General features: G+C 62.5%; 9 protein-coding genes. 4 read left to right on the top strand and 5 right to left on the bottom strand.

Features of this window, described 5'->3' with window-relative positions; all coding sequences use genetic code 11:
• The coding region (locus EOB59_RS13435) for an ATP-dependent DNA helicase RecG (RefSeq protein WP_164895641.1) at positions 1 to 1,138 on the top strand (1,138 nt) is incomplete at its 5' end.
• Here the strand turns inward: EOB59_RS13435 and EOB59_RS13430 are convergent.
• From EOB59_RS13430 to EOB59_RS13410, 5 genes are all read right to left on the bottom strand, one after another.
• Positions 1,090 to 1,845: a DUF502 domain-containing protein gene (locus tag EOB59_RS13430; RefSeq protein ID WP_027036784.1), complete on the bottom strand. Its 756-nt coding sequence runs from the start codon at positions 1,843 to 1,845 to the stop codon at positions 1,090 to 1,092. The two genes, EOB59_RS13435 and EOB59_RS13430, sit on opposite strands and share 49 nt — an antisense overlap.
• Positions 1,846 to 2,071: 226 nt before the next feature.
• Positions 2,072 to 3,895: a glutamine--fructose-6-phosphate transaminase (isomerizing) gene (glmS, locus tag EOB59_RS13425; RefSeq protein WP_127810539.1), complete on the bottom strand. Its 1,824-nt coding sequence runs from the start codon at positions 3,893 to 3,895 to the stop codon at positions 2,072 to 2,074.
• 177 nt (positions 3,896 to 4,072) lie between these two features.
• Positions 4,073 to 5,431, bottom strand: a complete 1,359-nt coding sequence (glmU, locus tag EOB59_RS13420) for a bifunctional UDP-N-acetylglucosamine diphosphorylase/glucosamine-1-phosphate N-acetyltransferase GlmU (protein ID WP_128288539.1) — start codon at positions 5,429 to 5,431, stop codon at positions 4,073 to 4,075.
• Positions 5,432 to 5,580: 149 nt separating this feature from the next.
• Positions 5,581 to 6,018, bottom strand: a complete 438-nt coding sequence (locus EOB59_RS13415) for a nuclear transport factor 2 family protein (RefSeq protein ID WP_128288538.1) — start codon at positions 6,016 to 6,018, stop codon at positions 5,581 to 5,583.
• A 79-nt stretch (positions 6,019 to 6,097) separates the two neighbouring features.
• Positions 6,098 to 6,844 carry a cytochrome c biogenesis CcdA family protein gene (locus EOB59_RS13410; protein WP_128288540.1) on the bottom strand — a complete coding sequence of 249 codons (747 nt, stop codon included), beginning with the start codon at positions 6,842 to 6,844 and terminating at the stop codon, positions 6,098 to 6,100.
• A 173-nt stretch (positions 6,845 to 7,017) separates the two neighbouring features.
• Between EOB59_RS13410 and EOB59_RS13405 the strand changes: the two genes are divergently transcribed.
• The 3 genes from EOB59_RS13405 (at position 7,018) to rnr (ending at position 12,725) form a co-directional block, all read left to right on the top strand.
• On the top strand, positions 7,018 to 7,395 hold the full coding sequence (locus EOB59_RS13405) for a hypothetical protein (protein WP_128288537.1): 378 nt from the start codon (positions 7,018 to 7,020) through the stop codon (positions 7,393 to 7,395).
• Positions 7,396 to 7,763: 368 nt separating this feature from the next.
• On the top strand, positions 7,764 to 10,400 hold the full coding sequence (gene topA, locus EOB59_RS13400; protein ID WP_128288536.1) for a type I DNA topoisomerase: 2,637 nt from the start codon (positions 7,764 to 7,766) through the stop codon (positions 10,398 to 10,400).
• Between the two features lie 6 nt (positions 10,401 to 10,406).
• Positions 10,407 to 12,725: a ribonuclease R gene (gene rnr, locus EOB59_RS13395; protein WP_128288535.1), complete on the top strand. Its 2,319-nt coding sequence runs from the start codon at positions 10,407 to 10,409 to the stop codon at positions 12,723 to 12,725.

Here is a 12,725-nt window from a genome sequence, read left to right as displayed (position 1 = left end):
CCAAGCAGCTTTGATGGCACCGACCGAAATCCTGGCGCGCCAGCATCTGGCGACCATCACGCCGCTTGCCGCCAAGGTCGGGCTGCGCATTGCCATCCTCACCGGCCGCGAAAAGGGCCGCGAACGCGCGGATACGCTGGCCGGCCTGGCAAGCGGCGAGATCGACATCGTGGTCGGCACCCATGCGCTGTTCCAGGAGACGGTCATGTTCCACGACCTGGTCTTCGCCGTGATCGACGAGCAGCACCGTTTCGGCGTCCATCAGCGGCTTGCCATCACCGCCAAGGGCGACGCGCCGGACATGCTGGTGATGACGGCCACTCCCATCCCCCGCACGCTGGTGCTGACCGCTTTCGGCGACATGGACGTGTCGAAACTGACGGAAAAACCGGCCGGCCGCCAGCCGATCCGTACCGTTACGCTGCCGCTCGAGCGGCTCGACGAACTGGTCGACCGCATGGTGGACGCCGTCGCCGCAGGCCAGAAGATCTACTGGATCTGTCCGCTGGTCGAGGAATCCGAAGAAATCAAGCTGATGTCGGCCGAGGACCGCTTCGCCTCGCTGAAACCATTGTTCGGCGACCGTATCGGGCTCGTTCACGGCCGCATGAAGGGTGCCGAGAAGGACGAGGCGATGCGTGCCTTCAAGCAGGGCGAGACACGCATCCTGATCGCCACCACCGTCATTGAGGTCGGCGTCGACGTGCCGGACGCCACCGTCATGGTCATCGAGCACGCCGAGCGCTTCGGCCTGGCCCAGCTGCACCAACTGCGCGGCCGGGTCGGGCGTGGCGACAAGCCCTCCTCCTGCGTGCTGCTCTACAAGGACCCGCTCGGCGAGACCGCAAAACGCCGGCTGTCGGTGATGCGCGAGACCGAGGACGGGTTCCTGATCGCCGAAGAAGACCTGAAGCTGCGCGGCGAAGGCGAATTGCTGGGCACCCGCCAGTCCGGCACGCCGGGTTTCCAGGTGGCGCGCATCGAGGCGCATACCGACCTTCTGGAGGCCGCCCGCGACGATGCCAGGCTGATCCTGTCGCGCGACCCGGAGCTGCAATCGCAGCGTGGCGAGGCGTTGCGCCTGCTGCTTTACTTGTTCGGTCGCGACGAGGCCGTGCGGCTCCTGCGCGCCGGCTGAGCCAGGGCGGCAACCGACGGGTTGGCGAGCATCCCTTCGATCGGCTCGCCATTCACGACAACCATTTGCTTGACCTCGGGCGCCACCAGCCCGGCCGACACAATCAGCTTGGCGCCGTCCTCAATCGTCATGTCGAGCAGCACGATGTCCGACTTCGGCACATACATCAGGAATCCGGTGGTCGGGTTTGGCGTGCACGGCATGAATACGGCAATCAGCGGATCGCCTTCCTGGTCGAGCTTCTGGTTGATCTCGGTTTCCTTCTCGCTGGCGACGAACACCAGCGACCACACACCCTTGCGCGGATATTCGACCAGTCCGACTTGGCGGAACATGTCGCCCTTGTTCGACAGCACGGTCTCGAAAATCTGTTTCAGCGAGCCATAGATACCGCGCACCAACGGCATGCGGCCAAGCAGGCGCTCGCCGAAATTGACGATGGCGCGGCCGACGATGTTGGCCGTCAGGAAGCCGATCAGCGTGATCAGGATGAGCGCCACGATCAGCCCGAACCCCGGCACAGGAAACGACAAATAGGTGTCAGGGCTGTAGCGGGCCGGAATATAGGGTTTCACCCAGGAATCGACCCAACCGATGAATGACCAGGCGATGTAGGCGGTGATCGCCAGCGGCGCGCAGACGATGAAGCCCGTGAGGAAATAGTTCCTCAGCCGGGTCACGCCGGAAGTCTTGGGAGCGTCGGACATGATTCACCGGAGGTGCTATTTCGACGCGACATTAGTGAACCGCCGTCCAGTTTGGAACTGCGAAGTCTTTAAAGAGCCGATTATGCCGCCACTTCCAACGGAGCAATCCAAACGGAAGCAGCATACGTTCACGATTAGCCGAAAACATCCTTCCTTTCGTCATCCACGGGCGGAGCAAGGAGCGAAGCGACGCGGCGCAGACCCGAGGATGACGAAAGGATGAGAGCTATTCCACCGTCACCGATTTCGCCAGATTGCGCGGCTGGTCGACGTCGGTGCCCATGAAGACGGCGGTAAAATAGGCCAGCATCTGGATCGGCAGCGCGTAGATGATCGGCGAGATGATTTCCGGCACGTCCGGCAGGATGATCGTCTCCATCGTCTTGACGCTCGTCAGCGCCGCACCCTTGCTGTCGGTGATCAGGATGATCTTGCCGCCGCGCGCCGCCACTTCCTGCATGTTCGAAACGGTCTTTTCGAAAATGTGGTCGTGCGGCGCAATGACGATGACCGGCATGTTCTCGTCGATCAGCGCGATCGGTCCATGCTTCAGCTCGCCGGCCGCATAGCCCTCGGCGTGGATATAGGAGATTTCCTTGAGTTTCAGCGCGCCTTCCATGGCCAGCGGAAAGTTGGTGTCGCGGCCGAGATAGAGCACGTCCTTGTAGCGTGAGAGTTCACGCGCGATCCGTTCGATCTGCTCTTCAAGCTTGAGCACCTGATTGGCATAGCGCGGCGCTTCCGAAAGCGCGCGCACCAGGGTCTTCTCTTGTTCTTTCGAGATTGTCCCGCGCGCCACGCCGGCCCGCACAGCAAGCGATGCCAGCACCGAAAGCTGGCAGGTGAACGCCTTGGTCGAGGCAACGCCGATCTCCGGCCCGGCGAGCGTCGGCAGCACGACATCGGATTCGCGCGCCATGGTCGATTCGCGCACATTGACGATCGCGCCGATCTTCATGCCGGCCTTGCGGCAATAACGCAGCGAGGCCAGCGTGTCGGCAGTCTCACCGGACTGCGAAATGAAGAACGCCGCGTCGTTCTTCGACAATGGCATTTCGCGGTAACGGAATTCGGAGGCGACATCGATGTCGACGGGCAGGCGCGCGTAGCGCTCGAACCAGTATTTGCCGATCAGGCCGGCAAGATAGGCGGTACCGCAGGCCGAAATCGCCAGCCGGTCGATTTTGGCGAAATCGAAAGGCAGGTCGAGCGGCTTGGAGACGCCGCCGACAAAATCCAGATAATTCGCCAAGGTATGCGAGATCACTTCGGGCTGCTCATGGATCTCTTTCTCCATGAAATGGCGCCGGTTACCCTTGTCGACCATGAAGCTGGTCGAAAGCGACTGCTGGCGCTTGCGGTCGACCTTTGTGCCGTCGATGTCGAAGATGGCAACGCCGTCGCGGCGCACCACCGCCCAGTCGCCATCTTCGAGATAGGTGATCGAATTGGTGAACGGTGCGAGCGCGATGGCGTCGGAGCCCAAAAACATCTCGCCATCGCCATGGCCGACAGCCAAAGGCGGACCATTGCGCGCACCGACGATCAGGTCCTCGTCGCCCTTGAACATGATGGCCAGCGCGAAAGCGCCTTCCAGCCGCTTCAGCGCCTGGTGCGCGGCCTCGACCGGCTTCAGCCCTCTGGCGAGTTCGCGCGCCACCAGATGGGCGACGACCTCGGTGTCGGTCTGCGAGGAGAAAGAATAGCCATCGCGGATCAGTTCTTCGCGCAATTCGGCGAAATTCTCGATGATGCCGTTATGGACGATGGCGACACCGTCGGAAAAATGCGGATGCGCATTGGTCTCGTTGGGCACGCCGTGTGTCGCCCAGCGTGTGTGACCGATGCCGATCGTACCGTCGAGCGGCTCGTCCTTGAGCCGGCGCTCGAGGTTGATCAGCTTGCCTTCGGCGCGGCGGCGAGCAAGCTGGCCGTGCTCGATGGTGGCGACGCCGGCCGAGTCATAGCCGCGATATTCCAACCGCTTCAGCGCATCGACGATGAGCGGCGCAACCTGCGAGTGGCCGACGATTCCAACGATACCGCACATGCAGACAGCCCCCGATTCCCCGTGGAAAACCAGCGCTATTTAGGGATGGCCGGCCTGCCGCGAAAGTCACATTGCATTTCGTCCCGTGTAACGGAACGCTCATTCTTGTCGATGCACCATGACAGACCGCTCTTGCAATCCGGTTACTGCAATCGTTCGGTTTTTTGCGGGCTGGTCTTACTTTTTCTTCGCAGCCGCGGCCGAAGCAAAGCGTTCGCGCAATTCCTTGCCCTTGCCCGGGATCGTCTTCTGGGGAGCACGGCCGAAGGCCAGCGCATCGTCGGGCACGCTTTCGGTGATCACGCTGCCCGAGGCGATGTAGCCGCCCTTGCCGATGGTGACAGGTGCCACCAGCGACGAATTGGAGCCTACAAAAGCGCCCTCGCCGATGTCCGTGAAGAATTTCGAATAGCCGTCATAATTGCAGGTGATGGTGCCGGCGCCGATATTGGCTCCCGCGCCGACGCGGGCATCGCCGATATAGGTCAGATGGTTGACCTTGGCGCCCTCTTCGATAACCGCCTGCTTGACCTCGCAGAAATTGCCGACCTTGGCCTTGTCCCGGAGATCAGCACCCGGCCGCAGTCGCGCGTATGGCCCGACATCGCAATTGGACGCAATGGTGGCGCCTTCGATGTGGCTGAACGCATGTATCTTGGCGCCCGTCGCAATCTTCACACCCGGACCGAACCAGACATTGGGCTCGACGATCGTGTCAGTGCCGATCTCGGTGTCGTGCGAGAAATACACGGTCTCCGGCGCGATCAGCGTCACGCCCGACAGCATCGCTTCATGCCGCCGGCGCGCCTGCCATATGCCCTCGGCTTGCGCAAGTTCGGCGCGGTTGTTGATACCGAGTGCGCTTTCGAAGCTGGCTTCGGTGGCGACGACATCGAGGCCTCGCGCACTGGCGATCTCGACAATGTCGGTGAGATAATATTCGCCTTTGGCATTCTTATTGCCAACCTGATCGAGCAGCGTCAGCACGTGGGCGCCGGCCACCGCCATCATGCCGGCATTGCAGAAGCCGATCTTTCTTTCCTCCTCGGAACAGTCCTTCTCCTCGCGGATGGCCACCAATTTGCCGTCCTTCTCGATCAGCCTGCCATAGCCGGTCGGGCTGGGCGGGCGGAAGCCGATCACGACGACGGCGGCGCCCTCGGCCAGCTTCAGCCGCGCCACGGTCAGCGCATCGGCGTCGATCAGCGGCGTGTCGCCAAACATCACCAGGACGTCGTCATAACCCTTTGATATCGCATCGCGTGCGGCCAGCACGGCGTGCGCGGTGCCAAGGCGCTTCTCCTGCACGAAAGTCTCGGCCTTCGGCGCGAACTTTGCCGCAGCCTTGCGCATCTCGTCGGCGCCATGGCCGATCACCAGCGCCTGGCTGCCGGCGCCGGCGGCTTCGGCTGCCTTCACCACATGGGCGACCATCGGCAGGCCGGCGATCTGGTGCAGCACCTTCGGCAGCACGCTCTTCATGCGCGTGCCTTCGCCGGCGGCGAGAATGACGGACAGGCAGGATCTCTGGCTCATGGAAGGGACAACCATATGAAAAGGGTTGGGAATCAAAGCATGCTAGCAGTGGCGCCTTGCTTCACCAATGCGGTTAAATTTCGGTGAGATGGCGGAGCAGCTGACTCTTAATCAGCGGGTCTTAAAACGGAATTCGGCAGTCAGCACACCTACCACAGGCCGTGTTTCCTGAATTCCGCCTGCTCGTCACCTGATATCCAGCCAAACACCTTCAGCTTGCCGTCACGCTTTTCGACGAGATAGTTGACCGCAAAGTCGATGGTCACGGGACTCCCATCCTTGCGTTCATAGTCACCGGCCCAGTTTACCTCAGCCACGCAATGGTCCTGGTCGACAGGTGTCACAGAGACCTCCTTGCAGGTCATCCTCTTGCTGCCGAGGGCACGATAGGCCTCAAAGCCCTTTGTCATGATGGCCTTCAACTGCTCGCCATTCTCGCCAACCATGACCGCTGCCGGCGTCACCGAGACAAAACCGGCCGAATACATGTCCGCGACGTCGTTGAGATCGACGGTGTCGGCGATCGCGTCATTGTAGATTTTCTCATAGACCTTGAAGAATTTTCGCACATCCGCCTTGGCTACCATTCTCGCCTCCCGGCTCGAAAAAGTGTTGATCAACGGTACTGCAAATGCGGGCTGCCGTGCATCGTTCCGCCGACGCGACCTACCCCAGCCGCCCCAGCACCGGGAAATTTTCCAGCAGCCAATAAGACACCGTCTGCACGCCGCCGGTGAGGAAAAACACGCCGGCGACCACCAGCAGCGCGCCGATCGCTTTTTCGACGCGGCCGAGATGGACGCGGAATTTGCCAAGGAAGCGCATGAAGGCGCCGGAAAACAGGGCGGCGATCAGGAACGGGATACCCAGCCCGAGCGAATAGGCGGCGAGCAGCAGCGCGCCCTCGCCCACCGTCTCGCGGCCGCCGGCCAGCGTCAGGATCGGACCGAGCACCGGACCGATGCAGGGCGTCCAGCCGAAGGCGAAGGCCAGCCCCATCACATAGGCGGCGACCGCACTTGCCGGCTTGCCTTGCGACCGGAAGCGCGCCTCGCGCGACAGCAGTGGAATGCGCAGGATGCCAAGGAAATTCAGGCCCATCAGGATGATCAGCACGCCGGCGCCCATCGCCAGCGGCTCCTGCCAGACACGCAGCAGCCGGCCGATGGTCGAAGCGCCGGCGCCAAGCGCGACAAAGACGGTCGAGAAGCCGAGCACGAAAGCGATCGAGGAATAGAGCAGCGCGCCGCGTGCGCCTTCCCTCGCCGTAGTTCCCGCATTGCCACGGAAATCGTCGACCGAGACGCCGGCCATATAGCAGAGATAGGGCGGCACCAGCGGCAGCACGCAAGGCGACAGGAACGAGATGGCTCCCGCCCCGACCGCGCTGACATAGCCGATGTCCAATGCCATTTCCAGGAACTCCACTGTCGTGCCGCTGATATAGCGACGCGCAGCCTTGTCCACCAATCACCATTGTGTTGGCAAGATCATGCTTGCCGGGGAAGAAACGGCAGCCCCTGGGCGTTGACACAGCGAGGCCGCGATTTCCCGCGCGTCTCCAGATACCAGTCAGGGAGATTTCCATGAAAACCATAACCGCAGGACTGGCAGCGCTTCTGCTCAGCACCGCCGCATCCTTCGCCGTCGACGCGTGGAAGGAAGCCGAGGTCAATGGCACCAAGATCTACACCGACGCCAATGGAATGACGCTCTACACCTATGACAAGGACGAGAAGGGCAAGAGCAATTGCTACGACAAATGCGCCACCAACTGGCCGCCACTGAAAGCCGAAGCCGGCGCCAAGGCGGACGACGAATGGACCGTTGTCGACCGCACCGACGGCACCAAGATGTGGGCCTATGACGGCAAGCCGGTCTACACCTTCATCAAGGACAAGAAGCCCGGCGATGTGACCGGCGACGGCGTCGGCGAGGTCTGGCATATCGTCAAGGCCGACTAAGCACGCCAATCCCGCTGCTGGCGGGAGAAGGGCTGGTCGCCGGCATCTCCATGCACTCGGCGGCCGGCATCGAACAGCCCCTTATAAGTGTCGCTAAGTGTCGCCCTTCCGGTTTGGGCAGCATTTCAACGACTCGGCGGAAAAATGAATCGGGTCGTTTCCGCTCACTCGGGGACCACCATCTCCCTTTCCCAAATTCTGTGATTTTCTCCATACACTCTAAGAGTGTATTGCTTCGGACCGGCCCGCAATTTGGGCGCTTCCCCTTGACCGGATGCAAAAGCGCGGCCATGTGAGCGACAAATAGAACGAGATTTCGTCGCGCGCAGCGGAATTCTTCTGCCGCACCACAGCTGATATGAGACCTCATGGACGTCGTCGTCGTCGAATCGCCGGCCAAGGCGAAGACAATCAACAAATATCTCGGCAAGAACTACAAGGTTCTGGCCTCGTTCGGCCATATCAGGGATTTGCCGGCCAAGGATGGCTCGGTGCGTCCGGATGAGGATTTCGCCATGTCCTGGGCGGTCGACACCGCCTCGGGCAAGCGACTCGCCGACATCGCCAAGGCGGTCAAGGATGCCGATGGCCTGATCCTCGCCACCGACCCGGATCGCGAAGGTGAAGCCATCTCCTGGCATGTACTGGAGGTGCTGAAGCAGAAGCGCGCGCTGAAGGACAAGCCGGTCAGCCGCGTCGTCTTCAACGCCATCACCAAGTCGTCGGTGCTGGAGGCGATGGCCAATCCGCGCCAGATCGATGCGCCGCTGGTCGATGCCTATCTCGCCCGCCGGGCGCTGGATTATCTCGTCGGTTTTACGCTGTCGCCGGTGCTGTGGCGCAAGCTGCCGGGCGCCCGCTCGGCCGGCCGCGTCCAGTCGGTTGCGCTGCGCCTGGTCTGCGACCGCGAATCCGAGATCGAGCGCTTCATCCGCGAGGAATACTGGCAGATCGCCGCCCTGCTGGGTACGCCGCGCAACGAGAATTTCGAAGCGCGGCTGACCGCCTTCGATCGCAAGAAGCTGCAAAAGCTCGACATTTCCAACAAGGCGCAGGCCGACGACATCAAGTCGATGCTCGAAGGCGCGACCTTCAAGGCGGTGTCGGTCGAAGCCAAGCCGACCAAGCGCAATCCCGGCCCGCCCTTCACCACTTCGACGCTGCAGCAGGCCGCCTCATCGGGCCTGGGCTTCTCGGCCAGCCGCACCATGCAGGTGGCGCAACGTCTCTATGAAGGCATGGAGATCGGCGGCGAGACCACAGGTCTCATCACCTATATGCGAACCGACGGCGTGCAGATGGCACCCGAGGCGATCGACGCCGCACGCGACGCCATTGCCAAGGAATTCGGTCCGAAATACCTGCCGGAAAAGCCGCGCCAATATACCGCCAAGGCCAAGAATGCCCAGGAAGCGCACGAAGCGATCCGCCCGACGGATTTCATGCGCACCCCGGCATCGGTCAGGCAATATCTCGATTCCGACCAGATGCGGCTCTATGAGCTGATCTGGAAGCGCGCCATCGCCAGCCAGATGCAGCCAGCCGAGATCGAGCGCACCACCGCCGAGATCGAAGCGGTCAACGGATCGCGCACCGCAGAGCTGCGTGCCATCGGTTCGGTCGTTCGGTTCGACGGTTTCATCGCCGCCTACACCGACCAGAAGGACGACGATGCGGAAGACGAGGAAAACCGCCGCCTGCCTGAAATCCGCGCCGGCGAACAGCTAGCCCGCCAGGCGATCAATGCCACCCAGCACACCACCGAGCCGCCGCCGCGCTATTCCGAAGCTTCGCTGATCAAGAAGCTGGAAGAACTCGGCATCGGCCGGCCTTCTACCTATACGGCGATCCTGAAGACGCTCGAGGACCGTGACTACGTCACCATCGACAAGCGCCGGCTGGTGCCGCAGGCCAAGGGCCGGCTGCTGTCGGCCTTTCTTGAAAGCTTCTTCAAGCGTTATGTCGAATACGACTTCACCGCGTCCCTCGAGGAAAAGCTCGACGAGATTTCCGACGGCAAGCTCGCCTGGAAGGACGTGCTGCGCGATTTCTGGAAGGATTTTTCCGGCGCCGTCGCCGACATCAAGGAACTGCGCGTCACCGACGTGCTCGACGCGCTCAATGAAGAACTGGCGCCGCTGGTGTTCCCGACGCGGGAGGACGGCTCCAATCCGCGCATCTGCCCGAAATGCGGCACCGGCAATCTGTCGCTGAAGCTTGGCAAGTTCGGCGCCTTTGTCGGCTGCTCCAACTATCCCGATTGCTCCTTCACCCGCCAGCTCGGCGATGCCGCCAATCCCAATGGCGAGAATGGCGGCGGCGAGGACGGCACCAAGGTGATCGGCAAGGACCCTTACACGTCAGAGGAAATCACGCTGCGCAGCGGTCGCTTCGGCCCCTATCTGCAGCGTGGCGACGGCAAGGAGGCCAAGCGTTCCAGCCTGCCCAAGGGCTGGACGGCCGAGTCGATCGACCACGAAAAGGCGCTGGCGCTGCTGTCGCTGCCGCGCGATGTCGGCCAGCATCCGGAAACCGCCAAGATGATCTCAGCCGGGCTTGGCCGCTACGGCCCGTTCGTGCTGCATGACGGCACCTATGCCAATCTCGAAAGCATCGAGGACGTGTTCTCGATCGGCCTCAACCGCGCCGTATCGGTGATCGCCGAGAAGCAGCTGAAGGGCAAGGGCGGCCGCAATGGCGGTACTGCCGCGGCGCTGAAGGAGCTTGGCGACCATCCGGATGGCGGCGGCAAGATCGTCGTGCGCGACGGCAAATACGGGCCTTACGTGAATTTCGGCAAGGTCAATGCTACGCTGCCCAAGGGCAAGGATCCGCAGTCGGTGACGATCGAGGATGCGCTGGCATTGATTGCCGAGAAAGAGGCCAAGGGCGGCGGCGGCAAGAAGCCGTTCCGAAAGGCAGCCGCGGCCAAGGCCCCGGCGACCAAGAAAGTGGCAGCCAAGAAGCCGGCTGCGAAGAAGCCGGCCGCGAAGAAAAAAGGATAGGACAGCGTGGCGCGCAAGATCACCGGCAGAACCCACGGCGATCCGCGCACCGCCGACACCAGGGCCAAGGTCAAGGACGACTACCGGCCCTCGCGTGACGAAATCCTGCGCTACATCGCCGAAAATCCCGATCGCGCCGGCAAACGCGACATCGCCAAGGCGTTCGCACTGCGCGGCGACGACCGCATCTGGCTGAAGGATATTTTGCGCGACTTGCAGGACGAAGGCGTCCTCACCAAGGAGCGCAAGGGGTTGGCTCGCGTCGGTGCCCTGCCCCATGTCACGGTTCTCGATATTTTCGACCGCGATGCCGATGGCGTGCTCTTGGCGCGCCCAACCGAACACACAGCCAATGGGCCGCCGCCCATCGTTTCCATCCGCCTGTCGCGCAGTGGCAGTGGACCGGCGCCCGGCATTGGCGACCGCGTGCTGGCCAAGACCTTTCCGGCCGACGACACGAACGTCGCCCTAGGCGGCCCCGCCTACACCGGGCGGGTGGTGAAGATTTTCGAAAAACGTACCGATGCCGTGCTCGGTGTCTTTCGCATCTTGCAGGACGGCACCTTCCGCATCGAGCCAGTGGAACGGCGCCAGCCCGAACTGATCGTCGACAAGGAATTCCAGAACGGCGCCAAGAACGGTGATCTGGTCGAGGTCGAGCCGGCGCGGGCTTCCCGCTATGGGCTGCCGAGGGCCAAGGTGCTTAACGTGCTGGGCTCTCTGACCAGTGAAAAGGCGGTCTCTATGATCGCCATCCACGCGCACGACATTCCGCATATCTTCCCGGCCGACGTCATCGCAGAATCCGAAGCGGTCAAACCGGCGACGTTGGATCACCGCGAGGATTGGCGCGACCTGCCGTTGATCACCATCGATCCGGCCGACGCCAAGGACCATGACGACGCCGTCTTCGCCACGCCGGATCTCGACGAGAAGAACCCCGGCGGCGTGGTTGCCACTGTCGCAATCGCCGACGTCGCCGCCTATGTGCGCTACGGCACGGCACTCGACCGCGAAGCGCTGAAGCGCGGCAATTCGGTGTATTTCCCGGATCGCGTCGTTCCGATGCTGCCTGAGCGCATCTCCAACGATCTCTGCTCGCTGCGCGAGGGCCAGGACCGGCCGGCATTGGCAGTGCGCATGGTTTTTTCGGCCGAGGGCCGCAAGCTCAGGCACTCCTTCCATCGCGTCATGATGAAGTCGGCGGCAAAGCTCGCCTACCAGCAGGCTCAGACGGCGATCGACGGCGCGCCGGACGACAAGACAGGTCCGATCCTCAAAACCGTGCTGAAGCCACTGTGGGACGCCTATGCGATCCTGAAGCGCGGTCGCGACGGCCGCCAGCCGCTCGAACTCGACCTGCCCGAGCGCAAGATCGTGCTCAAGCCGGACGGCACCGTCGATCGCGTCATCGTGCCGGACCGGCTCGATGCCCATAAGCTCATCGAAGAATTCATGATCCAGGCCAATGTCGCGGCGGCCGAAACGCTCGAGGCGAAGAAACAGGAACTGGTCTATCGCGTCCATGACGCGCCATCACTGGCCAAACAGGAATCGCTGCGCGAGTTCCTGCAGACATTGGGCCTGTCACTCGCGCGCGGCGCGCAGATGCAGCCAAGCCAGTTCAACGGCATTTTGGAGCGCGTGCGCGGCGCCGACAATGAAGGCCTGGTCAACGAAGTGGTTCTGCGCTCGCAGAGCCAAGCCGAATACTCGCCAAAGAACATCGGCCATTTCGGTCTCAACCTCCGCCGCTACGCGCATTTCACCTCGCCGATCCGCCGCTATGCCGATTTGATCGTGCATCGCGGACTTATTGCCGCACTCGGATTGGGTCCGGGCGGGCTGACGCAGGACGAAGCGGCACGGCTCGAAGATGTCGCCGTGCTGATCTCCGGCACGGAACGCCGCGCAATGGCGGCCGAGCGGGACACGGTCGACCGTCTGATCGCCAGCTATCTCGCCGAACGCGTCGACGACCGGTTCGATGCCCGCATCTCCGGCGTCACCAAGTCAGGACTATTTGTCCAATTGCCGCAGTACGGCGCGGATGGTTTCATCCCGGTGTCAACATTGAACGGCGATTACTATATATACGACGAAACGGCCCGCTCCCTGTTCGGAGAACGCTCGGGCAAAGGCTACCAACTCGCGGACCGCGTCGAGGTCCGTCTCATCGAGGTGGCGCCGATGGCCGGGGCGATGCGCTTCGAGATGTTGACCGACCCGAAGCCTCTGCCGGGCTCCAAGCGGTCGTTTCACAAGGCCAAGGGCCGCGCTCGCGCGTCGCAATCGCGACCGGGTTCGCGCGGCAGGAGACGATGA

Origin of the sequence: Mesorhizobium sp. M7A.F.Ca.MR.176.00.0.0, from assembly GCF_004023165.1 — a bacterium.
In the GTDB taxonomy this organism is placed as follows: Bacteria; Pseudomonadota; Alphaproteobacteria; order Rhizobiales; family Rhizobiaceae; genus Mesorhizobium.
Note: the sequence above shows the minus strand (reverse complement) of the source record. Positions and strands in the feature narration are given on the sequence as shown.